Source organism: Pseudarthrobacter sp. MDT1-22, from assembly GCF_054511035.1.
In genome coordinates this window covers 16,866-40,834 of record NZ_JBTNDK010000027.1, presented here as the reverse complement: position 1 = coordinate 40,834, position 23,969 = coordinate 16,866, and the positions used below count along the sequence as shown (strand labels likewise).

25 protein-coding genes and 1 pseudogene are annotated in these 23,969 nt (G+C 64.1%); 22 read left to right on the top strand and 4 right to left on the bottom strand.

The window, feature by feature from the left end; genetic code table 11:
* Window positions 1-134: 134 nt before the first annotated feature.
* The 21 genes and pseudogenes from rpsD (at window position 135) to ACX80M_RS17460 (ending at window position 20,134) form a co-directional block, all read left to right on the top strand.
* The gene (gene rpsD / locus ACX80M_RS17560; RefSeq protein WP_058932352.1) at window positions 135-761 is read left to right on the top strand and encodes a 30S ribosomal protein S4; all 627 of its coding nucleotides are present in this window, start codon (window positions 135-137) and stop codon (window positions 759-761) included.
* 145 nt (window positions 762-906) lie between these two features.
* Window positions 907-1,281 carry a DUF948 domain-containing protein gene (locus ACX80M_RS17555; RefSeq protein ID WP_111907697.1) on the top strand — a complete coding sequence of 125 codons (375 nt, stop codon included), beginning with the start codon at window positions 907-909 and terminating at the stop codon, window positions 1,279-1,281.
* Between the two features lie 17 nt (window positions 1,282-1,298).
* Window positions 1,299-1,556, top strand: a complete 258-nt coding sequence (locus tag ACX80M_RS17550) for a hypothetical protein (RefSeq protein WP_459310073.1) — start codon at window positions 1,299-1,301, stop codon at window positions 1,554-1,556.
* 115 nt (window positions 1,557-1,671) lie between these two features.
* Entirely contained in the window at window positions 1,672-4,350 is a 2,679-nt protein-coding gene (gene alaS, locus ACX80M_RS17545; protein WP_459310072.1) for an alanine--tRNA ligase, read from the top strand.
* A gap of 7 nt (window positions 4,351-4,357) precedes the next feature.
* A complete protein-coding gene (gene ruvX, locus ACX80M_RS17540) occupies window positions 4,358-4,969 on the top strand; it encodes a Holliday junction resolvase RuvX (protein WP_459310071.1) in 612 nt (203 codons plus the stop codon).
* A complete protein-coding gene (gene mltG / locus ACX80M_RS17535; protein WP_459310070.1) occupies window positions 4,953-6,509 on the top strand; it encodes an endolytic transglycosylase MltG in 1,557 nt (518 codons plus the stop codon). Before ruvX ends, mltG begins: the two co-directional genes overlap by 17 nt.
* The gene (locus tag ACX80M_RS17530; protein ID WP_459310069.1) at window positions 6,506-7,366 is read left to right on the top strand and encodes a shikimate dehydrogenase family protein; all 861 of its coding nucleotides are present in this window, start codon (window positions 6,506-6,508) and stop codon (window positions 7,364-7,366) included. Before mltG ends, ACX80M_RS17530 begins: the two co-directional genes overlap by 4 nt.
* 26 nt (window positions 7,367-7,392) lie before the next feature.
* Window positions 7,393-8,592, top strand: a complete 1,200-nt coding sequence (aroC, locus tag ACX80M_RS17525; RefSeq protein ID WP_459310068.1) for a chorismate synthase — start codon at window positions 7,393-7,395, stop codon at window positions 8,590-8,592.
* Window positions 8,593-8,615: 23 nt separating this feature from the next.
* Window positions 8,616-9,161, top strand: coding sequence for a shikimate kinase (locus ACX80M_RS17520; RefSeq protein WP_459310067.1), 546 nt, complete (start codon window positions 8,616-8,618; stop codon window positions 9,159-9,161).
* Window positions 9,158-10,249 (top strand): 3-dehydroquinate synthase, encoded by a 1,092-nt coding sequence (aroB, locus tag ACX80M_RS17515; RefSeq protein WP_459310066.1) that lies wholly within the window; start codon window positions 9,158-9,160, stop codon window positions 10,247-10,249. The genes ACX80M_RS17520 and aroB overlap by 4 nt, the downstream gene beginning before the upstream one ends.
* A complete protein-coding gene (locus tag ACX80M_RS17510; RefSeq protein ID WP_459310065.1) occupies window positions 10,249-10,767 on the top strand; it encodes a tetratricopeptide repeat protein in 519 nt (172 codons plus the stop codon). Before aroB ends, ACX80M_RS17510 begins: the two co-directional genes overlap by 1 nt.
* A gap of 178 nt (window positions 10,768-10,945) precedes the next feature.
* Window positions 10,946-11,509 (top strand): elongation factor P, encoded by a 564-nt coding sequence (gene efp / locus ACX80M_RS17505; protein WP_459310064.1) that lies wholly within the window; start codon window positions 10,946-10,948, stop codon window positions 11,507-11,509.
* Window positions 11,509-11,919 (top strand): transcription antitermination factor NusB, encoded by a 411-nt coding sequence (nusB, locus tag ACX80M_RS17500; protein WP_056340263.1) that lies wholly within the window; start codon window positions 11,509-11,511, stop codon window positions 11,917-11,919. Before efp ends, nusB begins: the two co-directional genes overlap by 1 nt.
* A 125-nt stretch (window positions 11,920-12,044) precedes the next feature.
* Window positions 12,045-12,779, top strand: coding sequence for a GntR family transcriptional regulator (locus tag ACX80M_RS17495; RefSeq protein ID WP_459310063.1), 735 nt, complete (start codon window positions 12,045-12,047; stop codon window positions 12,777-12,779).
* Between the two features lie 159 nt (window positions 12,780-12,938).
* Window positions 12,939-13,940: a sugar phosphate isomerase/epimerase family protein gene (locus ACX80M_RS17490; protein ID WP_459310062.1), complete on the top strand. Its 1,002-nt coding sequence runs from the start codon at window positions 12,939-12,941 to the stop codon at window positions 13,938-13,940.
* A gap of 9 nt (window positions 13,941-13,949) precedes the next feature.
* Window positions 13,950-15,740: a dihydroxyacetone kinase family protein gene (locus ACX80M_RS17485; protein WP_459310061.1), complete on the top strand. Its 1,791-nt coding sequence runs from the start codon at window positions 13,950-13,952 to the stop codon at window positions 15,738-15,740.
* Entirely contained in the window at window positions 15,737-16,219 is a 483-nt protein-coding gene (locus ACX80M_RS17480) for a ribose-5-phosphate isomerase (RefSeq protein WP_459310060.1), read from the top strand. The genes ACX80M_RS17485 and ACX80M_RS17480 overlap by 4 nt, the downstream gene beginning before the upstream one ends.
* A gap of 2 nt (window positions 16,220-16,221) precedes the next feature.
* Window positions 16,222-17,190 carry a 3-hydroxyacyl-CoA dehydrogenase family protein gene (locus ACX80M_RS17475; RefSeq protein WP_459310059.1) on the top strand — a complete coding sequence of 323 codons (969 nt, stop codon included), beginning with the start codon at window positions 16,222-16,224 and terminating at the stop codon, window positions 17,188-17,190.
* 11 nt (window positions 17,191-17,201) lie between these two features.
* The gene (locus tag ACX80M_RS17470) at window positions 17,202-17,966 is read left to right on the top strand and encodes an SDR family NAD(P)-dependent oxidoreductase (RefSeq protein ID WP_459310058.1); all 765 of its coding nucleotides are present in this window, start codon (window positions 17,202-17,204) and stop codon (window positions 17,964-17,966) included.
* 156 nt (window positions 17,967-18,122) lie between these two features.
* Window positions 18,123-19,481 (top strand): MFS transporter, encoded by a 1,359-nt coding sequence (locus tag ACX80M_RS17465; protein ID WP_459310057.1) that lies wholly within the window; start codon window positions 18,123-18,125, stop codon window positions 19,479-19,481.
* Between the two features lie 78 nt (window positions 19,482-19,559).
* Window positions 19,560-20,134, top strand: a pseudogene (locus ACX80M_RS17460) (triose-phosphate isomerase).
* A gap of 25 nt (window positions 20,135-20,159) precedes the next feature.
* Here ACX80M_RS17460 and ACX80M_RS17455 read toward each other — a convergent pair.
* Entirely contained in the window at window positions 20,160-20,282 is a 123-nt protein-coding gene (locus ACX80M_RS17455; protein WP_459310056.1) for a hypothetical protein, read from the bottom strand.
* Between the two features lie 158 nt (window positions 20,283-20,440).
* Here ACX80M_RS17455 and ACX80M_RS17450 point away from each other — a divergent pair, with 158 nt between their 5' ends.
* A complete protein-coding gene (locus tag ACX80M_RS17450) occupies window positions 20,441-20,659 on the top strand; it encodes an IS3 family transposase (RefSeq protein ID WP_459310055.1) in 219 nt (72 codons plus the stop codon).
* Window positions 20,660-20,722: 63 nt separating this feature from the next.
* On the opposite strand, the gene ACX80M_RS17445 is transcribed toward ACX80M_RS17450, so the two are convergent.
* The 3 genes from ACX80M_RS17445 to ACX80M_RS17435 all read right to left on the bottom strand — a co-directional run bounded on the left by ACX80M_RS17445 (window position 20,723) and on the right by ACX80M_RS17435 (window position 23,933).
* Window positions 20,723-21,577: an aldo/keto reductase gene (locus ACX80M_RS17445; RefSeq protein ID WP_459310054.1), complete on the bottom strand. Its 855-nt coding sequence runs from the start codon at window positions 21,575-21,577 to the stop codon at window positions 20,723-20,725.
* A 512-nt stretch (window positions 21,578-22,089) separates the two neighbouring features.
* A complete protein-coding gene (locus ACX80M_RS17440) occupies window positions 22,090-23,250 on the bottom strand; it encodes a Gfo/Idh/MocA family protein (protein ID WP_459310053.1) in 1,161 nt (386 codons plus the stop codon).
* Window positions 23,235-23,933: a ThuA domain-containing protein gene (locus tag ACX80M_RS17435; protein WP_459310052.1), complete on the bottom strand. Its 699-nt coding sequence runs from the start codon at window positions 23,931-23,933 to the stop codon at window positions 23,235-23,237. Before ACX80M_RS17435 ends, ACX80M_RS17440 begins: the two co-directional genes overlap by 16 nt.
* Window positions 23,934-23,969: the final 36 nt, after the last annotated feature.

The window sequence follows — 23,969 nt, the reverse complement described above, 5'->3', positions numbered from 1 at the left end:
TCCCCATCCTTCAGTATTTTCTGCTGTTTCGTTGGGGTAGCCCTGTGCCCAGTAGCAAAAGGCAGCGGTTGGCCGATGCTCTCCATCGTGGAGGCCAGTAACACTGACACACCGCAGATATTGGAAGGACACAAGTGGCTAACAACACTCGTGCTCGCCGTACAGCACGCCTCTCGCGTGCACTCGGCATTGCTCTGACCCCCAAGGCCGCCAAGTACATGGAGCGCCGCCCGTACGGCCCCGGTGAGCATGGCCGTGCCCGCAAGAAGCAGGACTCCGACTACGCCGTACGTCTGCGCGAAAAGCAGCGTCTGCGCGCCCAGTACGGCATCCGCGAAGCCCAGATGACCCGCGCCTTCGAAGAAGCCCGCCGCACCAAGGGCCTGACTGGTGAAAACCTGATCGAACTGCTCGAAATGCGTCTTGACGCCCTCGTGCTGCGTGCCGGCTTCGCCCGCACCATCGCCCAGGCCCGCCAGCTCGTTGTGCACCGCCACATCATGGTTGACGGCATCCGCGTTGACCGCCCGTCCTTCCGCGTCAGCGAAGGCCAGCTTGTCCACGTCCACACCCGCAGCGAAACCATGGTTCCGCTCCAGGTTGCAGCAGCCGGCGCACACCGCGACGTCCTGCCCCAGGTTCCGGCCTACCTGGACGTCAAGCTTGACGCCCTGCAGGCCCGCCTGGTCCGTCGCCCGAAGCGCTCCGAGGTTCCCGTAACCTGCGAAGAGCAGCTCGTCGTCGAATTCTACGCACGCTAAATCCCAGCAGCGTATCCAAAGAAGCCCGTGGCAAGCGCCACGGGCTTCTTTGTATGTAAGGTACTTGGGGGACATCTGTGGAACGCATCAAGGCAGCGTGCGCGCAGGTAACGGATCCACGTCAGTTTCAAGGAGATGAACGTCTATGTCTGGTGGCGATATTGCCGGCCTGATCGCAGCCGGGGTGTTCGCGCTGCTGGTGCTGCTGCTCGCCGTGCCCATCCTGAAGCTCGGCAGTGTGCTGGAGGAAATCCGGACCTCCATCCGCTCCCTCAGCGACGGGGCCACGCCCCTGATGGACGAAGTCACCGCGACTGTGTCCACCACCAACCAGCAGTTGAAGAAGGTGGATGGCATCGCCTCCAACGTTTCAGATGCGTCGGCAAACCTCTCAGCGCTGTCATCACTCGTTGCAGCGACCGTCGGTTCACCGCTGATCAAGGTGGCAGCCTTCAGCTACGGCGTGCGCTCCGCCCTCGCCAACCGCAAGAAGCCGGCCCCCGGCCGCCGCAGCCGCTAAGCCACCGGAGAACTGAAATGAAACGATTTGTCTGGATGGGAATCGGCGTGGCCATCGGAGTCATCGCGTTCCGCAAGATCAGCGAAGCGCAGTCTAATATGCAGGCGAACCTGGGGCCGGAAGGCCTGAACCGCGCCGTGGGCCGGTTGGCTGACGGCGTGTACGACTTCGCCGATGCCGTGCGTGCCGGAATGCATGAGCGGGAGACGGACCTCCGGGCCGCCCTCGGGATCGACTCCCCGGCCGTCCCATCGCGGGATCCAGCCCGCCGCTGAACGCGCGGGAAAACGCGCGAGAATTAAACCAGCAGCCGCTTGCCGGCACTGCCGTCTGAATCAATAAGTCATGCGTGGCACAACGCGTGAACCGAGAAGGGTATGTAATCAGCTCATGAAGTCGCAGGAGATCACAAAGCGCTGGGTGGACTTTTTTGTCAGCAAAGGGCACACCGCGGTTCCCTCCGCCTCGCTGGTCTCCAGCGACCCCTCCCTCCTGTTCACCGTGGCCGGCATGGTCCCGTTTATCCCCTACCTGACTGCCCGTGAAGAAGCCCCTTTCGACCGGGCCACCAGCGTTCAGAAGTGCATCCGCACCGGTGACATCGAAGAGGTGGGCAAAACCGCCCGCCACGGCACCTTCTTCCAGATGTGCGGCAACTTCTCCTTCGGCGATTACTTCAAGGAAGACGCCATCAAGTACGCCTGGGAGCTGCTCACCAAGAGCGTGGACGACGGCGGCTACGGCCTTCCGCCGGAACTGCTGTGGGTGACGGTTTACGAAGAGGACGACGAAGCCAAGGAGCTGTGGCTGACGCACACCGGCGTTCCGTCCGAGCGCATCCAGCGTATGGGCAAGGCCGACAACTACTGGCACACCGGCCAGCCGGGCCCCGCAGGCCCGTGCTCGGAGATCTACTACGACCGGGGCCCTGCCTACGGCGTCGAGGGCGGTCCCATCGCCGACGAAAACCGGTACGTTGAAATCTGGAACCTGGTATTCATGCAGTACCAGATCGACAACGTCCGGTCCAAGGACGACTTCGACGTCGTCGGCGAGCTGCCCAAAAAGAACATCGATACCGGCCTCGGCATGGAGCGCCTCGCGATGATCCTGCAGGGCGTCGAGAACATGTACGAGACCGACCAGGTCCGGCCTGTGATCGACAGGGCTGCCGAGCTGTCGGGCCGGGAGTACACGTCGGCCGAAACACCTGAGGATCCGCACCACACGGACGACGTCCGCATGCGGGTTGTGGGTGACCACATCCGTTCGGCTCTTATGCTGATCGCCGACGGCGTGACGCCGTCCAACGAGGGCCGCGGCTACGTCCTGCGCCGGCTGATCCGCCGCGCCGTGCGTTCCATGCGCCTGCTCGGCGTCGAAAAGGCCTGCCTGCCGGACCTGCTCCCCGCCTCACGCGATGCCATGAAGGGTGTCTACCCCATCGTGGCGACGGACTTTGACCGCATCAGCAGGATCGCCTATGCCGAAGAGCGGGCCTTCCTGCGCACCATCGCGTCAGGTACCGCCCGGCTTGAAGACGCCGTAATTGATTCCAAGGCCGCAGGCACGCCGCTGTCCGGCGCCGACGCCTTCGCCCTTCACGACACTTACGGTTTCCCGATCGACCTCACCCTGGAAATGGCCGAGGAAGCCGGACTCAAGGTCGATGAACCGGAATTCCGCCGCTTGATGCTCGAACAGCGCCAGCGCGCGCAGGCCGACGCCAAGGGCAAGAAGGGTGGCCACGCCGATCTAAGTGCCTTCCAGGAACTTCTGGCCCAGGGCGAGACTGTCTTCACCGGATACACCGAGCTGGATGGTGAGTCCCGGGTCCGGGGCATCCTCAACCGCGGACAGAATGTGGGGCACGCCGCCACCGGCGACGAAATTGAACTCGTCCTGGCGGAGACGCCGTTCTACGCTGAAGCCGGCGGGCAGTCGGCTGACACGGGCCTCATCACCGGTGACGGATTCGTCGTCGAAGTCCTGGACGTCCAGCGCCCCATCAAGGGACTGAGCGTCCACAAGGCAATCGTCCGCGAAGGCGAGATCGGTTCCGACTCACTGGTCCGCGCAGCCGTGGACCGCGAGCGGCGTCACGCCGCCGAGCAGGCCCACACCGGCACGCACATCGTCCACGCCGCCCTGCACCAGATCCTTGGCCTCGAAGCCACCCAGCGCGGTTCCTACAACAAGGCCGGCTACCTGCGCTTCGACTTCGCCTGGGGCGAAGGCCTCAGCACCGCCACGCGTTCGGAAATCGAGGAAGTTTCCAACCTCGCCATCCGCAACAACTTCCGCGTGGACACCAAGGTCATGGGCCTGGCAGAGGCCAAGGCGCTGGGTGCCATGGCGCTCTTCGGCGAAAACTACGGCAGCGAAGTCCGAGTTGTGGAGATCGACGGCGCGTGGTCCCGGGAACTCTGCGGCGGCACGCACGTAGCAAACACGTCCCTGATCGGCAGCCTGTCGCTGCTCGGTGAGCAGTCAGTCGGCTCAGGCAACCGCCGTGTTGAGGCGTTTGTGGGCATGGATGCCTTCCGCCACCTGGCCGCCGAACGCGCCCTCGTGACCGAACTGACTGAGATGCTCAAAGTGCCTTCCGGCCAGCTCGCCGACAGGATCGCCAGCACGCTGAACAAGCTCAAGGCAACGGAGAAGGAACTCGACCGGCTGCGCAAGGAACAGATGGCCGCAGCGGCCGGAAACCTTGTGGGCACCGCCCGGGACACAGCCGGCATCCAGGTCATCGCCCACGACGCCGGCCAGATCGGCGGGGCCGACGACATCCGCAACCTTGCCCTTGACTTGCGCAACCGCCTCGGTTCGGGCGCGTCCACCGTGGCGGTTGCCGGCGTCAGCAATGACCGGCCCATGATCCTCGTGGCCACCAACGAGGCAGCCCGGGAAGCCGGCGTGAAAGCCGGCGCCCTGGTCCGGCTCGCGGCGGGAATCCTCGGCGGTGGCGGCGGCGGCAAGGACGACGTCGCCCAGGGTGGCGGCACGGACGCCGCCAAGGTCGCACCGGCGCTGGCCGCCGTTGTGGACGCCATCTCCCGGCGCTAGGGAACCCGTGACAGAATCCGCTGGCGCCGCCGTCTACCCCCAGGGCATCAAACTGGGGGTAGACGTCGGCACCGTCCGCGTGGGCGTCGCCATCTGCGACCGGGACGAAATCCTGGCCACTCCGTACAAGACCCTGGACCGCAACGCCAAGAAGAATTCCGACGTGCGTGTCATCGCGTCGCTCGCTGGGGAACTTGGCGCCGTCCAGGTTTTTGTGGGGCTTCCCCGCACCATGAAGGGCGAGGAGCACGCCTCTGCCAGGATGGCAACCGACTACGCCGAACTGCTGGCTGCGGAGCTCGCTGCCCGCGGAATGGATGTTCCGGTCAATCTGGTAGACGAACGCCTGAGCAGTGTTACGGCGCACCGTAACCTGCACGAAGCTGGCATGAGCAGCCGGAACCACCGTAAAGTGGTGGATCAGGTCGCGGCGGCAGGCATCCTCCAGCACGCCATCGACATGCAAAAAGCCAGGGGAACGGACGTTGGCAGCCGCGTGACTGCGCCGCCCCGTACTCGGCCATCCGGAGCAGGTTCGGCAGTCCAGCCCGACCATGCGGCCCCGGAAGGCACGACTCGATCTCAGAACACGGAAGGCTACAGTGAGCCCGTCCAATAACGACGACGCCTCAGGCGCCACGAGCAACGATGGCGCCAGGCCGCTGACCCGCAAAGAGCTCCGCGCCCGGGAGAAGCACACGGGAAGCAGCGATGTGGTTCCCGAACAGGCCTATGAGACTGGGCAGGATGCGCCTGTTCCTGCTCCTGCTCCTGTTCCGGAGCCGCAGCCGGTTATTCCCACAGCGCCGGACACCCCGCCTTCCATCCAGGACGCTGGTCCGGCCGCAGCCCAACATCCGGATGACGCCCTGGTCCAGGAATACCTCCCCGATGACGAGCACTTTTATGAAGCGCACGACGCCGGCCACCACCATCCGGACGAAGCCTTCCACGACGCCGGGCACCACTATCCGGACGAAGCACACCACGATGCAGGCCACCATGATGATCACCACCCCGATGATGAACACGTCGATGATGACCACCGCGACGCCGGCCTGTTCGCCGGTGCAGCCGCGGTTTCGGTAGTGGCGAAGCCGTCAAAAAAGGTACGGCGCCGGCGGCGCCTCCTCGCCCTGTTCCTGACTCTCGTGGTCTTCGTGGCTGCCATTGCCGTGGGTGCGCAGTTCATCAAACCACTGCTTGGAAACGACAAAGCGGCCGACTACCCCGGTCCCGGCACGGGCGAAGTCGTGGTTTCAGTCCAGCCCGGTGAAGGTACGCGTTCCGTGGCCACCAAACTCGAGAGCGGCAAAGTCGTGGCCAACGCTGACACTTTCCTGCAGGCATTTGCGTCTTCCGGCGGAACGTTGTCGCCGGGGGATTACACATTCAAGATGGAGATGAAGAACTCCGACGCCGTCAGCCTCCTGCTCGGCACCGATAAGAGCAAGGTCATCTACTTCGCCTTGAGTGCCGGTCTCAGGGTCGGCGAGTCGCTGCAGGCCATCTCCGAGGGCTCCGGTGTATCGCTGCAGCAACTGAAGGCATTCAGCGACGCCCCCGCACAGTTTGGCCTTCCGGCCAACGCCAAAAACCTTGAGGGCTACCTCGCTCCGGGGGAGTACCGCTTCCCGCTCGGCACACCGGCCAAGGACATCCTCCAGTCGCTGGTCAAGGGAACCACCGACGAACTTGTGGCACAGGGCATCACCGATCCGGCGAAGCAGTATGAAGCTGTGATCGTGGCGAGCATTGTGCAGGCCGAAGGCGGCCAGGCTGAGTACGGCGACGTTGCCGGAGCCATCTACAACCGCCTCAAGCCGAATGACCAGACCTCCGGTTACCTGCAGGTCGATTCGGCCGTGACGTACGGACTGGGCACCAAGAGCTTCAACTTCACCGATGAAGAGCGCCAGGACAAGTCCAACCTGTACAACACCTACGCCAACCCTGGCCTGCCGCCGGGCCCCATCGGCTCTCCGGGCAAGACCGCCATTGATGCGGCCGCGAAGCCCAAAACCAACAACTACCTGTACTGGGTAACCATCAACCTGGACACGAAGGAGACAAAGTTCTCCAAGACGCTCGACGAGCACAACGTCTACGTCGACCAGTACAACACCTGGTGCCAGGCCAACGTGGGCCGCTGCACATGAGACTCCGGGCTGCGGTCCTGGGCCATCCGATCAGCCACTCCAAGTCACCGGCCCTGCACCTGGCGGCCTACGGCAAACTCGGGGTGGATATTGGCTACACGGCCCTGGACCTGACCGAGCAGGCGCTGCCCGCCTTTATGGAACAGGTCAGGACGCAGCAGGGCTGGCGTGGACTCTCAGTCACCATGCCCCTGAAATCTGGCATGGTTGCCCAAGTGGACGAAGTCCGCGGCGTGGCACGGACATTGGGTGTGGTCAACACAGTGGCTTTCGAAGAAGACCTCGGTTCCGTCAGGCGCATCGGCTACAACACCGACGTCGCCGGCATCGTCAACGCTGTCCTGAACGCCGGAGTGGCGGCCAGCCCGGCCGCCGTCGTCCTGGGCGGAGGCGGAACAGCTGCTGCCGCTGTGGCCGCGCTGAAGGATCTGGGCACGCAGCACGCCCAGGTGTTCGTCCGGGATACGTCCCGGGCTGACGAAGCGCACGCCGCCGCGGCCGGAGTTGGCCTTTCCATCGTCGTCCGGCCGCTGACCGAAGCCGCCGTTCCGACGGCAAGTGCCGACGTCGTGATTTCCACGCTCCCGCCGCGCGCAGCGGACGGCCTGGCAGCGGAGATCGCTGTGTTGGGAACCGGAACGCCCGGTGTCCTCCTGGATGTGGCCTACGATCCCTGGCCCAGCCGGATTGCGTCGGTATGGCAGTCTGGCGGCGGCGCCGTGGTGCCCGGACTTGAAATGTTGATGTACCAGGCGGTGGAGCAGGTACGCCTGTTCACCCGTCGCGGTGACGACGTTAATGCAGCTGTCATAGATGTGATGTGTGACGCAGTCGGCCTTCCCCGACGGGCGTTCTGACCGCCATACGTGGCAGGATGGAAATTATGTTGCGTTGGTTGACTGCCGGTGAATCCCATGGTCCGGCCCTGATGGGAATTATTGAAGGCGTCCCCGCCGGTGTTGAACTCACCAGCGGGCAGATCGCCGAATCATTGGCTCGCCGCCGCCTTGGCTATGGCCGGGGCGCACGTATGAAGTTCGAGCAGGACGTAGTCACCATTCTCGGCGGCGTCCGCCACGGCCTGACCCAGGGCGGTCCGGTGGCCGTCCAGGTCGCCAACTCCGAATGGCCAAAGTGGGAGCAGATCATGGCTGCCGATCCGGTGGATCCGGAAATCCTGGCCGACCAGGCCCGCAATGCGCCCCTGACCCGGCCCCGTCCGGGACACGCAGATTTCACCGGGATGCAGAAGTACGGGTTCTCCGAAGCCCGGCCCGTCCTGGAACGCGCCAGCGCGCGGGAGACCGCCACCCGTGTTGCCATGGGCACCGTCGCGTCCCAGTTCCTCAAAGCGCTCGGCATCGAACTGGTCAGCCACACAGTCTCCATTGCCAGCGTGACGGTGCCCGAGGGCCGTCCGTTGCCCGTTCCCGCCAATGTGATCGCGCTCGACGCCGATCCCTTGCGCTGCTTTGACCGCGAGACGTCCGACGCCATGGTGGCCGAGGTTGACGCCGCACACAAAGAAGGCGAAACCCTGGGCGGTGTGGTGGAAGTCCTCGCATACGGACTGCCGCCCGGACTGGGCAGTTACGTCCACTGGGACCGCAGGCTCGACTCCCGGCTCGCCGCCGCCCTGATGGGCATTCAGGCCATCAAGGGCGTCGAAGTCGGCGACGGATTCCTCACCGCCGCACGCCGCGGCTCCGCTGCCCACGACGAAATCGTCAAGGACGCCGACGGCAAGATCATCCGTACCAGCAATCGGGCCGGCGGCATTGAAGGCGGCATGAGCATTGGCGATGTGCTGCGCGTGCGTGCGGCCATGAAGCCCATCGCCACGGTGCCCCGCGCCCTGCGCACGGTTGACGTCAGCACGGGGGAGCCTGCGAAGGCGCACCACCAGCGCTCGGACGTCTGTGCCGTGCCGGCCGCCGGTGTTGTGGCGGAGGCGATGGTGGCGCTGGTCCTGGCGGAAGCCGTCACGGAGAAGTTCGGCGGTGACTCCGTGGCGGAGACCGCCCGCAACATCAAGGGTTACCTGGACAACATTCCGGCATCCCTGGACTCGATCGGCCACTAGTGCCCGGGAGCCGCAAGGCCGGTGTGCCTGGCAACCGGCCCATTGTCCTCATCGGGCCCATGGCGGTGGGAAAGTCCGCCATCGGCCACGAGCTGGCCAAGGTGTTGGACGTGCCGTTCGTCGATACGGACAATCTGATCGTGGACGCCAACGGCAGTATCGCTTCGATCTTTGCTGGACGCGGCGAGCACGCGTTCCGGGAGATTGAGGCCCGGACCGTGGCCAGCGCTGTGGAGCATGCAGAAGGCTCGGCCAGCGTGATTTCCCTGGGCGGCGGTGCAGTGCTGGATTCCGGAACGCAGCAGCTCCTGGGCCGCTGCACTGTGGTGTACCTCGAATGTGATGAGGAAACCGTGGCCGTCCGCATTGCCCGGAACTCGGGCCGGCCGCTGCTCGCCGGCGATGCCATGGCCCGATGGTCCGCTCTGTTTATTACCAGGAAACCCGTTTACGAACGGCTGGCCGACCTTGTGGTGGATGTCCGCCATGGCTCGGTCAGCGAGCTGGGACACCGGCTCGAAGTTGCGCTGCGTGACTACGCGGCCGCCAAACAGGAAGTTGAAAATTGAGCGTTGATTCAACAGTCATCAAGGTCACCGGCGAATCCGCAGGGCAGAACTACGACGTCGTAGTCGGCCGCGGTCTGCTGGGGAACCTTCCCGCGTTGCTGGGGGAGCGGGTCCGGCGTGTGCTGGTCATCCATCCCCGTGCGCTGCGGCTCACGGGTGACACCGTCCGCGACGAGCTGGCTGCTGCTGGGTTCACCTCGCTGACCGCGGAAATCCCGGACGCCGAAGAAGGCAAGCACATCCAGGTCGCCGCTTTCTGTTGGCAGGTCCTGGGCCAAAACGACTTCACACGCTCCGACGCCATCGTGGCAGTGGGCGGCGGGGCCGTCACCGACCTCGCCGGTTTTGTCGCGGCCACCTGGCTCCGCGGTGTCAAGGTCATCCACATGCCCACCAGCCTGCTGGGCATGGTGGATGCTTCCGTGGGTGGAAAGACCGGCATCAACACGGCTGAGGGCAAGAACCTGGTGGGCTCCTTCCACCCGCCCGCGGGAGTGCTGGTGGACCTGGACACCCTGAACACGTTGCCCAGGAACGAAATCATTTCCGGCATGGCTGAAGTTATCAAGTGCGGCTTCATCTCAGATCCGGCCATCCTTGACCTGATCGAAAAGGACCCGGCTGCGGCCACCGACCCCGGATCCGACGCCCTGCGCGAACTCATTGAACGCGCCATCGCGGTCAAAGCAAAAGTGGTCTCGGAAGACCTCAAGGAATCCGGGCTGCGCGAAATCCTGAACTACGGCCACACTTTGGCCCACGCCATTGAACTGGTGGAGCGGTACTCCTGGCGCCACGGCGCGGCGGTATCTGTGGGCATGATGTTCGCCGCTGAACTTGCCCGCAGCGTTGGCCGGCTCAGCGACGCCGACGCCGACCGCCACCGCAGCATCCTGGAAACACTGGGCCTCCCGGTCACATACCGGCGGGACCGCTGGCAGGGGCTGCTGGACGGCATGCGGCGCGACAAGAAATCACGCGGGGACCTCCTGCGCTTTGTGATTCTGGACGGCATCGCCAAGCCGGGCATCCTGGATGTCCCGGACACGTCGCTGCTCTTCGCCGCTTACCAGGAAATCGCCTCCTGATGCAGGGCGACGTGGCAGGTACCAGCGACTGGCCCGAGGCTGGCTTCCCCGGAATCCGGATCAACCCGGAGTCCCTGCTGCCGGAGATCGTCAACGAGGATGCCTGCCGCGAGGCCCTGGCGGCCTCCGCGGATCCGTCAGACCAGATCTTCGTCCTGATCGTGGAGGGACATGCTGCGGAGGCGGCCGAACTGCTTGCGGAGGCCCGCTTCAAGGACCCTGAGTCCTTCCGCCTCCGCACGTTCGAGGCCGAGGTGCTGCGTGTCTCACACCGTACGGACCGTGCCCTTGAGCTGTTCCGGCAGCTGCTCGCGGAGTTCCAGGGCACTGACCGTGAAGCCTTGATCCTGCAATACCTGGGCAAGACCCAATACGCCGCCGGACACACGTCCGCGGCGGTGGAAGCCTTTGCCCGTGCACTGGATCTGCGGGTTGCGCAATCGGCTGATGCCGCACAGATTTACTCGTCCACCGTGGCGCTTCAGCGGGCCCGCGACGTCCTGGATCTTGCCTGCTGACAGGCCTGTCGCGTTCCGGGGTGGGTGGCCGGTAAAGCGCGGACACAAGCAGCTCTGGTTTTACCGGTAGAATGGTTCTTGGATTTTTGATAAACACGCGCTGGCGGGCCGTTCGGCATGCCTGGCCGGCATAGAACGTCTGACAACTGACCAGACAGATAGAAACCAGAGGATACCAGTGGCAACCACTAACGACATCAAGAACGGAACGGTCCTTAAGCTCGAGGGCCAGCTCTGGAACATCATTGAATTCCAGCACGTCAAGCCCGGCAAAGGTGGCGCGTTTGTGCGGACCAAGATGCGGAACGTGATGTCCGGCAAAGTTGTAGACAAGACGTTCAACGCCGGCCTTAAGATCGAGACCGCCACGGTTGACCGCCGCGACTACCAGTACCTGTACCAGGACGGTGCCGACTTTGTGTTTATGGACACCTCGGACTTCGACCAGCTCACCGTCTCCAGTGCCACTGTTGGCGACGCCACCAACTTCATGCTGGAGAACCAGATGGTGAACATCGCCATCCACGAAGGCAACCCGCTGTACATCGAACTTCCGCCCAGCGTTGTCCTGGAGATCACCTACACCGAGCCTGGCCTGCAGGGTGACCGCTCCTCTGCCGGCACCAAGCCCGCAACCCTGGAAACCGGCTATGAGATCCAGGTTCCGTTGTTCGTCGAGAACAACACCAAGGTCAAGGTCGATACTCGCGACGGCAGCTACCTCGGCCGGGTCAGCGAGTAGTGAGCGCACGCGGTAAGGCCCGTAACAGGGCACTGGATGTCCTCTTCGAAGCTGAGCAGCGCTCGGTTTCCGCTTTTGATGTACTCAGGTCCCGGCGCGAACTGACCGACCAGATCGTGAACCCGTACACCCTGGAAATCGTGGAAGGTGTCGTCTCACAGCAGACTGCCATCGACGAATTCCTCGAGACCTATTCCCAGGGCTGGACCTTGGAACGGATGCCTTCGGTGGACCGCATCATCCTTCGGATCGGCACGTGGGAACTGCTCTACAACGACGACGTTCCCGACGGTGTCGCGGTCAGTGAGGCAGTGGCACTGTCCAAGACGCTCTCAACGGATGAATCGCCGTCGTTCATTAACGGCCTCCTCGGCCGCCTGCAGCAGCTGAAGCCCTCCCTCTTGGCCTGAGCTGTTTCGGTACGGGCCAACAGTCCGTGCACAGCGTCACGAAGAGCCCCGACCAGGTCCGCCTGGCCGGGGCTTTTGGCGTTCCGGAAACGGTCGCCGACCAGTGCTTCCTATAGGATCTGACTATGCAAAACGCGTCCAAAGGCCCCCGCGCCGGCAGCAGGCCAGATGTCCAGAACGGCCCCGGCAGGACTGGCCGCGCGGTCAGCCGCGAGGTGCTGGCGGACCACGTTTATGCGGAGCTCCTGGCCTCCCTTATGGATGGCCGGCTGTCACCCGGCGCGGTGGTCAGCATTGACGGGACGGCCCGCGAGCTGGACGTTTCGCCCACCCCCGTCCGCGAGGCCCTGGCCCGGCTTGAGCACACAGGTATGGTCCGGAGGGTGGCGCTGAAAGGCTACCGCGTGGCTCCCGTTTTTACGCAGGAGGATTTTGCGGAACTGATGGAGGCGCGGCTGGCAATCGAGCCTGTCAACGCCCGGCTGGCCTGTGAGCGCATCAACCAGCATGGCCTCGCCGAGCTCGAGCAGGCCGTCGAGGACTTGAAATCCGCACCGCGGGGACCTTCGTTTGCCGAGTTCAAAGACTATCTCGAAGCTGACGAGCGGTTTCACCAGCTGATTGCGCGGCAGACCGGAAATCAGTTTATGGAGGCCGCATACGCAGCCCTCGGGGGACAAGTCCAACGGTTCCGCCTCTTCGGCGGCGTGGGCATTACGGATGCCGAGCACGCCATCGCGGAACACCAGGGAGTTCTGGATGCCGTTACCACCGGCGATCCGGACAAAGCAGCGGCAGCTATGGCGGACCATATCCGCAAGGTCCGTTCCCGGGCCATTGCCGACGCCCCGGAAAGCTAGGCCCGGCCCCATCTGAGTAGCAGTAAGTGTCGTTATGAGCCCTCAAAACGACACTTACTGCTACTCAGTTTGGAAGGAACCCTCCGAGGATGTGATCTTGACAACCCCTTTTTGATAGTAGATCCTATAGGAAAGAGGATTATAAAGGAGTGAAGCATCGTGGCTTACACAGCTGAGAATTGGCCCATCACCGCAGCGCTGCTGCAGTTTCCGGGGACCGACGCCCAGGGCACGCAGATCAACGACGCCGATGCGTCCAGTTGGGCGGAAGTCCTGACCGAGGTCAAGGAAGCCGGCTTTACCAACGCTGACCTGACAGACAGCTGGGTCCGTCCCGGCGATCTGAGCAAGGAGCGGCTCGCTGAGTTCAAGCAGACTGCAGAGAATGTGGGCATCGGGATCCCGGTCATTTCCGCGATCCGCCGCAGCGTGATCCACGAGACGGACTGGGCAGACAACCTCGCCTACAGCCACCGGACCATCGACGCGGCGGCCGAGCTTGGCTGCGAAGTTGTCTCCGTCGGACTGCACCAGGCCATTACCCCGGAGCAGCAGAAGCAGCTGTGGTTCTGGACCGTTGAGGGATACAAGGACCCAGTGGGGGACCAGGAAAGCTGGGCCAACGCTGTCACCCGCCTGCGGGAACTGGGCCGTCACGCCGCAGAGGTGGGCATCCTGCTGTCCCTCGAAATGTACGAGGATACGTACCTCGGCACGGCGGACTCCTCGGTACAGCTGGTGCAGGACATCGGCCTGGCCAATGTCGGGCTCAACCCGGACCTCGGCAACCTGATCCGCTTGCACCGGCCCGTCGAGGACTGGCGCGAAATGGTCGCCAAGACCATGCCGTACTCCAACTACTGGCACATGAAGAACTACATCCGGGACGAGGACGTGGCGCGTGACAGCTACATCACCATGCCCGCCCCGATGGAGAGCGGCCTCATCAATTACCGCGAAGCCTTCAAGGTGGCACTCGCCTCCGGCTACCAGGGCATCATCTGTGCCGAGCACTACGGCGGTGACGGCCTGAGCGTCACGGCGCGCAACCAGGAATACCTCCGCCGGCATGTCCTGCCAAAGCAGGACGGCTACGCCATGGGCCGGAGCCAGGTGTCCCAGGGGCGGCAACAGCCCGCCGCGGAACTCGCAGGAGTTTAGGGAAGAGCCATGACCCAGATCTTCGACAATCCCGCTGATTTTGCGGATGAGGCGCTGGACGGCTTTGTCGCAGCCAACCGCGGTTACGTCGCCCGCGTGAACGGCGGTGTAGTCCGCTCGACTGAGGTACCCGCCGGTCAGGTTGCACTGGTCGTCGGCGGCGGATCCGGACACTACCCGGCTTTCGCCGGCCTGGTGGGGCCGGGGCTGGCAACCGCCTCCGCCTGCGGAAACATGTTCGCTTCACCGGCTGCCGGGCAGATTTACCGCGTGGCCAAAGCTTCAAACGCCGGCGGGGGAGTGCTGCTGAGCTACGGCAACTACGCGGGCGACGTCCTTCATTTCGGCCAGGCTCAACTGCGCCTGAACGCCGAGGGCATCGAAACCCGTACGGTGGTGGTCACCGACGACATCGCCAGTGCGCCATTGGACCAGATCGGAAAGCGCCGCGGCATCGCCGGCGACCTCACGGTGTTCAAGATTGCCGGTGCCGCGGCTGAAGCGGGCCTGAGCCTGGACGACGTGGAACGGCTCGCCATCAAGGCCAATCACCGCACGCGTTCCCTGGGCGTGGCCTTCGACGGCTGCACCCTCCCGGGCGCAGAGGCGCCTCTGTTCCGCGTCCCCGCAGGCCAAATGTCCCTGGGCCTGGGCATCCACGGGGAACCGGGCATATCGGAACATCCCATGCCGACGGCCTCTGAACTCGCCGAACTGTTGGTCTCGCGGCTCCTCGCGGACACCCCGGATCACCGCGGAAACCGTGTGGTGGCCATCGTCAACGGCCTGGGTACCGTCAAGTACGACGAACTCTTCCTCCTGTTCGGCAAGATCGAAAAGCTGCTCACTGCGGCCGGCCTGACCGTGGTTGAACCGGAATGCGGCGAGCTGGTCACGAGCCTGGACATGTCCGGGCTTTCCCTCACGCTGCTCTGGCTGGATGACGAACTCGAACAGTACTGGGCCGCCCCTGCAGACTCACCGGCATACCGCAAGGGCAACCTGGACCCGCGTGCCCTCCGCGAGCTGGCCGGACCGGAGGACGCCATGGTCGGCGAAGTGGAAGAAACGACGGCGGCCTCCGCCGACCTGGGCCGGAAGTCAGCCGCCGCCCTCGCGCAGGTTCGGGACGTCGTCGTCGAACATGAAGAAGAACTCGGCAACCTGGACGCCATCGCGGGCGACGGCGACCACGGCATCGGCATGCGCCGGGGTGTGGAAGCAGCAGTCGACGCTGCCGCGCAGGCCGCAACGGCCGGCGCTTCGGTGGGGCGGGTGCTTGAAGCCGCCGGCGAGGCCTGGAGCGAACGGGCCGGCGGAACTTCAGGCGCACTGTATGGATCTGCGGTCATCGCGTCAGGACTGGCTATGGGCAACCGGGAAACCTACGGCGACGAGGACGCGGTTGCCGCCGTGACCGCGTTTGTGGGCGCCATTACGGAGCTTGGCAAGGCCGAGCCGGGCGACAAGACCATGGTGGACGCGCTCCTGCCGTTCAGGGATGCCTTTCTCCGGGAGTTCGACGGCGGCACCTCCCTGGCAGGGTCTCTCACCGCGGCCGCCGTCGCTGCCCGGGCGGCGGCCGCGAAGACAGCGGAACTGCGCCCGCTCAAGGGCCGCGCCCGTCCGTTGGCCGAAAAGAGCCTGGGGCACCCCGACCCCGGCGCGGTCTCCTTTGGACTGATCGCCGAACGGATTGCCGCATACGTCCACGCCGGGCCTGCTGAGCCAGGCTTCACGCAATCAGAGCTGACCCATTCTGAACTGGCCTACGCAGCCGGAAAAGGAGCAACGACATGAATACCCACGCAGGTTGGCGCATCGTCATCGGCAACGATGAAGCCGGCGTCGAATACAAGGAAGCCCTGAAAGCGCTACTCACGGCCGACAGCCGCGTCGCTTCGGTCCTGGACATCGGCGTCGGGGCCAACGATTCCACCGCCTACCCGCACGTCGCGGTCAATGCCGCCCGTAAAGTGGCGGACGGCGACGCCGACCGTGCGCTCCTTATCTGCGGAACTGGACTGGGCGTGGCCATCGCGGCCAACAAGGTCCCCGGAATCCGGGCCGTGACGGCCCACGACAGCTACTCCGTGGAACGCTCTGTCCTCAGCAACAACGCCCAGGTCCTCACTCTTGGCCAGCGGGTCATCGGCCTGGAGCTCGCCAAGAAGCTCGTGGGCGAGTGGCTTGAGTACCGCTTTGACGAAAGCTCAGCGTCCGCCGGCAAGGTTGACGCCATCTGCTCCTATGAGCCCGAATACACGAAGGCAGTCTGATCATGACCACAACACCTAACAGCTCACGCAAGATCGCCGTCGTCGGATCCGGCTACATGGGCGGCGGCATTGCCCAGGTCCTGGCGCTGGGCGGAGCCCGCGTTGCCCTGGCCGATGTCTCCGCCGAGGTGGCCCAGAAGAACTACGACCGTCTGCTGGCCGAATCCGACCAGTTCGTCGCCGACGGTCTGTTCCCCGAGGGTTCCACCGCCATCCTCAAGCTCAATCTGTGGCCGGCCAAGGACATCGAGGAAGCCGTGGCGGATGCCGATTTCATCGAAGAAGCCGTTCCCGAAGTCATCGCCATCAAGCACCAGACGCTGGCACGGATCAGCGCAGCTGCCCGGGCCGATGCCATCATCGGCTCGAACACATCAACGATCTCCATCGCGGAGCTGTCCGAGCCGGTCGCCAACCCGGAGCGGTTCCTGGGCGTGCACTTCTCGAACCCGTCCCCGTTTATCCCGGGCGTGGAGATCATCCCGCATGCAGGCACTTCAGCCGCCACCATCGGTGCCGTCCGCGATCTGGTCCATGCCGCCAACAAGCAGACCGCGGTGGTCAAGGACGTCACCGGATTCGTCCTGAACCGCCTGCAGTACGCCCTCTTCCACGAGGCAGCGCAGCTTGTGGAGCAGGGAATCGCGACCGCTGAGGACGTGGACACCCTGGTCCGCACCACCTTCGGTTTCCGCCTGCCGTTCTTCGGTCCGTTTGCCATCGCAGACATGGCCGGCCTGGACGTCTACAACTTTTGCTACAAGTCCCTGCAGACCGAACTCCCGGAACGCTTCGCCACGCCCAAGATCCTGAGTGACCTGGTGGAGGCAGGCAAACTCGGCACCAAGTCCGGCGCGGGCTTCCTCAACGTCCCCGCCGAACGCACGCCGGAACTCATCGCCTACCGCAACAGGGCCTACGTGGCGATGCAGAAGCTCATCGACGAGCTCGGCCCGGCCCCCATCAACTAAGGAGCATTTTCATGACTTTCCCCACTGAACGCACCGCAATTATCACCGGCGCCGTCTCCGAACGCGGTATCGGCCGCGCCACGGCCGGCTACCTTGCCGCCCAGGGCTGGAACATCGGCATCATCGACCTGGATGACGCCCAGTCCCGGGCCACCGCCAAGGAAATCGCCGCCCGGTACGGAGTGAAAGCCCACGGCGTCGGCGCCAACATCGGCGACGAAGCCTCCGTTCGCGCAGCCATCGACTCTATCGAGGCAGAGCTGCCGCAGGTCGTAGCACTGGCGAACGTTGCCGGCGTCAGCTCACCCGTTCCGTACCTTGAACTGGACGCCGCTGAATGGGACCGCGTCATGAGCATCAACCTCAACGGTGTCCATTACGCCACCCGCCGCGTCGCCGAATCCATGGCGAAGAACCGGATCGGACGCATCGTGAACATCTCTTCTGTCTCCGCGCAGCGCGGCGGCGGCACTTTCTCCAAGACGCCGTACTCGGCGGCCAAGGCAGGGGTCATCGGCCTGACCCGCGCCACCGCCCGCGAACTGGGGGAGTACGACATCACGGTCAACGCCATTTCCCCCGGCCCCATCGACACGGACATCATGGGCGGCACCCTCAGCCAGGAACGCAAAGACGAACTCACCAAGGACCTCGTGGTCAACCGCGTCGGTTCCACCCGCGACATCGCAGCAGCCATCGCCTTCCTCATCAGCGAGGACGCCGGATACATCTCCGGCCAGACGCTGAACGTGGATGGCGGACTCTACATGCACTAGGAAGGACCACCATGGGCTCCTGGACCAAGGAACGCAGGATTTACCTGGCCGTGGGCGTGTTCGCCTGCCTGGTCGGCGCAGCACTCATCGCCTTCTCGCTCTAATCGCTCCACCTTCCACTGATTTGCTCACCTACTTACTCAACGAGGAGTTTGAATGACTGTCACCACTGGAACAAACGCCACCAAGGAGTTACTGGATTCACCGGTTCTCAAATCGGCGATCTCCAAGGCCTCCTTCCGGCTGATGCCGATGCTCGTCATCCTCTATGTGGTCGCTTTCCTGGACCGCACCAACGTGGGCTTCGCCGAGGCCGCCCTTGAGGTGGACCGCGGAATCACAGCCGGTGCCTACGCACTGGGTGCCGGTATCTTCTTCATCGGCTACGCATTGTTCGAGATCCCCTCCAACCTGTTGCTGACCAAGTTCGGTGCCAAGGTGTGGCTCGCCCGCATCGCCATCACGTGGGGCATCGTCTCCGCCTGCTTCGCTTTTGTCCAGGGCGAGACATCCTTCATCATCCTGCGTTTCCTGCTGGGTGTGACCGAGGCCGGCCTGTTCCCGGGCGTCATCATGTTCCTGGCCGCCTGGTTCCCCAACAAGGTCCGTGTGAAGATGTTCGCCATCTTCTACCTGGCGCAGCCGTTCTCCCAGATGATGGGCGCCCCGCTGTCGGGGTGGCTCATCAACATCGGCGACCAGGTTCCCGGCGTTGCCGGCTGGCAGGTTATGTTCTTCATTGAAGGCATGCTCGCGGTACTCGCCGGTATTGCCGCCTACTTTTTCCTCATCAACTCCCCGCAGGACGCGAAATTCCTGGACAAGGACGAGAAGAAGGCGCTTCTGGAAGTTATGGCCCTGGAAGACGGTGTCAAGGAAAAGGACGGCCCCCGCGGTGTCCTCGCCGCCATGAAGAACCGCAAGGTCTGGTACTTCACCGCCATCTATTTCTGCCTCCAGATTGCGGTCTACGGCGTGACGTTCTACCTGCCGCAGCAGGTGGCACAGCTCACCGGGCAGAAGGTGGGCATCGAAGTGGGCCTGCTGGCCGCCATCCCATGGTTCTTCGGTATCTTCGCGTGCTACTTCATCGGCAAGGCGGCCAACACCATCGTCCGCCGCCGGGTCTGGGGCACCGGCCTGTTTGTCTCCACCGGCCTGTGCATCTTCGGCTCCGCCTGGGCGGGCTCCAACCACCTCCCGGTGCTGGGCATCATTTTCATCACCCTCGCGGTGTGCAGCTTCCTCTCGATCGGTCCCATCGCATGGTCCTACCCGACGGCGTTCCTCACCGGAACGGCGGCCGCTGCGGGCATCGGCCTGATCAACTCGCTGGGTAACCTGGGCGGCTTCGTGGCCCCCATCCTGCGGACCACAGTCAACCAGGTCACCGCGTCGGACACCGGCACCATGGGCGTGTACGCCTTGGGCGTGCTTCCGTTCGTTGCGGCCATCATGATGTACGCCACCAAGAGGTTCCGCAACAAGGCGGACGATCTGCTCGACAACAAGTGACCGGACACCGTGACTGAACGCGGCAGCGCTGACCACAGCGGCATCGCGGAGATCCGCTATGTCGGCGTCAGCACCAAAATGTATATGGGGTACCGGGACTGCCTGGACTGGCTTGCCCGCATACAGCACGAAGTGGACTCCCGTCCGGCCCTTGTGGCCGGGCGGGTAGTCCCGTTTGTGATCCCTTCGTTCCCGGTTCTTCCGGCCGCCGGCAGCGTCCTCGCAGGATCACCGCTTCTGCTTGGCGCTCAAAACTGCGGCTGGGCGGACGGCCCGTGGACGGGTGAGGTGTCGCCGTCGCTCCTGGCGGAGCTGGGGGTAGCCCNGACTGGGCCCTGGCGTCCCGGCTCGTGATCGCCTACGAACCGGTCTGGGCCATTGGCGCAGCGGAGCCCGCCGGCGCAGGCTACGTCGCCGCCGTCGTGCGTTCACTCCGAACGCTGCTGGCTGCCCATTCGCACGAGGCAGGCAGCGCGGTGGGGGAGCTGCCGGTCATCTATGGCGGGTCCGCCAAGCCAGGGCTGCTGCCCGCGCTCGACGGCGTCTCCGGACTCTTCCTGGGCCGGTTCGCCCACGATGCGGCGAACTTCGGCAAAGTCCTCGACGAGGCACTATCAATGACGGCACTGCCGAAAGCCCTCCAAGGAACGTAGCCGGAGGAACCGCGTAGCGCCAAGGTCAGCCCGCGACGGCGCCGCGCAGGGACAGAATCCGCTGCAGCTGCTGCCGGTTCCTCGACCTGATGGAGCCGGACGCCGAGTCCGCTGAGGAGCCGCCCGATGTTGCCAAGAGTACCGCCACCTCAGGAAGTCCTTTGTGTGCCGTTTCCGGCAGTAGCCGCCGGCCCAGTTCCATGCCGTGTGCGGGCCTCTCAGGGTCATCGGGCACATCCGAGAATCGGAAAGGCAGCAGGCAGGTGTGGCGCTCTCTCCTGAAGGAAGCCGGCGCGGTCAATCAATGTGCCGCAAGGGCAACTGCTTCGGCTAGGCCGTGGTCGAAAGTCCCTTCGGTCACCTCAAGGAAGCCCTTTTCCGCCACGTCCACTTCCTGAGCATCGACGTTCTGGCAGCGCAGCTGAAAAGTATGTCCTCTGGTACAACACCGAACGCATCTTCACAAAGCTCGAGGGCCTGAGCCCGGCGCAATACCGGACCCAGACCCTCGCCGCCCAGGTCTAGTTAGCCAGTCGAATTTCCGGGGACCACTTCGGGGAGCGGTCCCTTAATTCGAGACGGTGTGGCTTAAGCGAAGTCCGCCGTCGCGGGATCTGCGCCGATGCGGCCTTCGGCTCCCTTGTCGAGGGCCTTAATCGCCTCGATGTCCTCGGCCTCAAGGGTCACATTCAGGGCTTCCCAGTTATCCACGATCCGGGATTCAGTCACGGACTTCGGGATCACCACGTTGCCCAGAGCCAGGTGCCAGGCCAGAACCACCTGGGCCGGCGTTGCACCGCGCTTAGCGGCGATGTCCTGAAGGACAGGGTCCTCGAGGAGGCCCTGGCCCTGGCCCAGCGGCGACCAGGACTCATGCAGGATACCGTTGTCGGCTTCAAAGGCCCGCAGGCCGGCCTGGTTGAAGTAGGGGTGGGTCTCCACCTGGTTGATGGCCGGAACCACGCCGGTTGCTTCGATAATTTCCTGCAGCGCCTTAATGGTGAAGTTGGAGACGCCAATGCTTTTGACCCGGCCCTGCTTCTGCAACTCAACCAGGGCCTTCCAAGTGTCAACGTACTTGCCCTGCTTTGGCTGGAGCCAGTGGATGAGGAAGAGGTCCAGAGTTTCCAGGCCCAGCCGTTCCATCGAGCCTTCGAAGGCTGCCAGAGTGCTCTCGTAGCCCTGGTCTGCGTTCCACAGCTTGGTGGTGATGAACAGGTCGTCCCGGTCAAGGCCGGAGGCCGCGATGGCCCGCCCCACGCCTGCTTCATTGCCGTAGATCTTCGCGGTATCGATGTGCCGGTAGCCGGCCTCGAAGGCCTGCCCGACCACTACTTCGGCGACGTCGTCTTCCACCTGCCACACCCCGTAGCCAAGCTGCGGGATGGTGAAGCCGTCGTTAAAGGTCAATTCGGGGGACGCAGTCTTCTGCTGTGTAGTCATAAGGTCGGTAACTTTCTGTGCTGTTGAAGTATTCCATCGGACGGGATGTGATTATGATTTATCGGCGCTATCGTCCGGTGCTTGGGCTGTCGACGGGCCGTCGCGGCAACTGCCAACAGGGCCGGGTTCGCGGGCAGTTCTATTCCAACGGCGAGAACCCGATTCCTTGCCGCCGCCTGTTCTGAGGTCCGACGGATGCCGGTGTAAGGGGCGAACTGCTCCTCGTCGTCTGGATCTGTACATCTACCAGAACCACGGACTCCAGCGGCCTGAGTGGCGCCCGGAGCGCTTGACGCCGGAGACAGCCACGGTGTCCGCAATCTGCTCGGGTCGCGAGGTTCCCGGCACACGGAGCAGCTGGGGGACATAACACTCAGACCGAAACCGGCGAGCAGCGCGACCGGGTATATCCGCTGCTTGCCGATTGCGCGGAGCAGGACAGCAGCGGAAAGGTCGGGAGGCAGGTAGGTGATGCCCCCCGCCTGGTACCAGCTGGCCTTATCTCCGCGATCTTATGAAATTACGGGCTGAATTTCCTCCTGCCGGATCCCTTCGGGTGGCAGTGTCTGCTCAGCCGTGGCTGGCCGGTTGAGGTTGGTCAAGGGCAACGGATCGGGCCTCGCTGCGGTGCTGCCGATGGCCACTGCGGTGCCCCTGCGGGCTGATTCGAGGATCGATTCCATGACCTCCAGTACGTGGTAGGCCAGGGTCCCGCCCGCGCGGGGCTCGGCACCCGGTGCGGTGGAGGCCAGGTCGGCGATTCCAAAGCCACGTCCGGAGTAAACGTAACCGGCGGACACCGGAAGAGTCTCCCAGGCTTCAGCGCCTAGGGAGAACAGCTGGACCTCGCCATCAAAGTAATTCGGGTCCGGCACAACCAGCGATCCTCGTTCGCCGTGAATCTCGATGTTAGGCGACTTGGACTTTACGGCGTCGAAGCTCATAAAAAGCGTGGAGAGCGCACCCGAGGAGTGGACCAGGACGCCGGTGACGTGAGAATCGATGTCAACGGGGACCTTCTCGCCTTGGCGGGGTCCGGAGCCGATGATGCGCTCATTGCGGGTATGGCTTGCGGCGCCCACCACCGAGACGACGGGGCCTAGCAGGGTTACGAGGGCGGTCACGTAGTAAGGGCCCATGTCGAGGAGGGGACCACCGCCGGGCTGGTAATAAAAGTCCGGGTTCGGGTGCCAGCGCTCATGGCCGGGTGTCACCATCGTGGCGGAGGCCGAGATTGGTGCGCCGATCAGTCCGTCATCGATTGCTTTGCGGGCCGTCTGAATGCCGGTGCCCAGTACGGTGTCGGGGGCGCAGCCGACGGCGACGCCTGCCTCGCGCGCCGCGTCCAGCACCTGGCGGGCCTCGGCAGTGGTTGCGGCAAGGGGCTTCTCGCCGTACACGCTCTTGCCTGCGGCGATGGCCTTCAGGGCAACCTCGGCGTGTGCGGCCGGGATGGTCAGGTTCAGGACAAGTTCGACGTCGTCGGCGGCGAGCAGTTCTTCCACCGAGAGGGCGCGGACGCCCTCATAGTCATCGGCCACCGCTCGGGCACGTGCCGGGTCGAGGTCCGCCACCGCCACCAGCTCGATGTCGTTGAGCTTGCGGAAATTGGTGAGGTACTGCGCGATGATGGCTCCGCAGCCAACGATTCCTACTTTCAACGGCTTGCCCACAGCAGGCCCCTTTCGATAATGGTGCGGACGTTGGCGTCCTGAAGGATTTCGACTCGGTGGCCGGGGGTGGCAACGAAGATGCGGCCTTTGCCCCATTGGCGGGTCCAGATGGCCGGCGATGTGACTTCGCGGTTCCAGGCGTCCCACTCCCGGACTTTTTGGGTGGTGTTGGCAAGGACGTCAATGTAGTCGTCCGATAGGACCCAGTACTGCTCGGTCACCAGGTCGAAGTCCTTAATGCCTTTGGTGATGGGGTGCTCCTCGGCTGCGGGAAGCATGTTGACCGTGTAGGGCACGTAATTGTCGGACTGCTCGCCGATGCACTCGTCCGGGTGCTTGCCGGGGTGGCAGGCGAACTGGCCGCCGATCAGGTGCAGGTAGTCGGAGTTGTTCCGGTACGAGTCAGCGATACCGCCGTGCCACCCAGCGAGGCCAGTGCCATTCTCCACGGCTGCGCGCAGCCCGGCGAACTCGTCCTTTTCGATGGTGGTCATGGTCATGCACTGCATGATCAGGTCCACCCCTGCCATGTATTCGGCGTCGGCGTAGACCTTGGGGGATTCCTCGACGCGGACGTCGTAGCCGTTGTTTTTGAGGTAGGGGATGAAGAGCTCGGTGGCTTCGTAGGGCTGGTGGCCGTCCCAGCCGCCGCGGACCACCAGGGCGTTCTTGCGATCTGTCATTTCGGGGGTTTCCTTTGTTTGGCTACCGGCCCCGCT

Coding starts and splice junctions, on each gene's coding strand:
- ACX80M_RS17555 (WP_111907697.1), top strand. CDS start 907: ATGTCTGGTGGCGATATTGCCGGCCTGATCGCAGCCGGGGTGTTCGCG.
- ACX80M_RS17550 (WP_459310073.1), top strand. CDS start 1,299: ATGAAACGATTTGTCTGGATGGGAATCGGCGTGGCCATCGGAGTCATC.
- alaS (WP_459310072.1), top strand. CDS start 1,672: ATGAAGTCGCAGGAGATCACAAAGCGCTGGGTGGACTTTTTTGTCAGC.
- ACX80M_RS17530 (WP_459310069.1), top strand. CDS start 6,506: ATGAGACTCCGGGCTGCGGTCCTGGGCCATCCGATCAGCCACTCCAAG.
- aroC (WP_459310068.1), top strand. CDS start 7,393: ATGTTGCGTTGGTTGACTGCCGGTGAATCCCATGGTCCGGCCCTGATG.
- ACX80M_RS17510 (WP_459310065.1), top strand. CDS start 10,249: ATGCAGGGCGACGTGGCAGGTACCAGCGACTGGCCCGAGGCTGGCTTC.
- ACX80M_RS17495 (WP_459310063.1), top strand. CDS start 12,045: ATGCAAAACGCGTCCAAAGGCCCCCGCGCCGGCAGCAGGCCAGATGTC.
- ACX80M_RS17485 (WP_459310061.1), top strand. CDS start 13,950: ATGACCCAGATCTTCGACAATCCCGCTGATTTTGCGGATGAGGCGCTG.
- ACX80M_RS17480 (WP_459310060.1), top strand. CDS start 15,737: ATGAATACCCACGCAGGTTGGCGCATCGTCATCGGCAACGATGAAGCC.
- ACX80M_RS17475 (WP_459310059.1), top strand. CDS start 16,222: ATGACCACAACACCTAACAGCTCACGCAAGATCGCCGTCGTCGGATCC.
- ACX80M_RS17470 (WP_459310058.1), top strand. CDS start 17,202: ATGACTTTCCCCACTGAACGCACCGCAATTATCACCGGCGCCGTCTCC.
- ACX80M_RS17465 (WP_459310057.1), top strand. CDS start 18,123: ATGACTGTCACCACTGGAACAAACGCCACCAAGGAGTTACTGGATTCA.
- ACX80M_RS17445 (WP_459310054.1), bottom strand. CDS start 21,577: ATGACTACACAGCAGAAGACTGCGTCCCCCGAATTGACCTTTAACGAC.
- ACX80M_RS17435 (WP_459310052.1), bottom strand. CDS start 23,933: ATGACAGATCGCAAGAACGCCCTGGTGGTCCGCGGCGGCTGGGACGGC.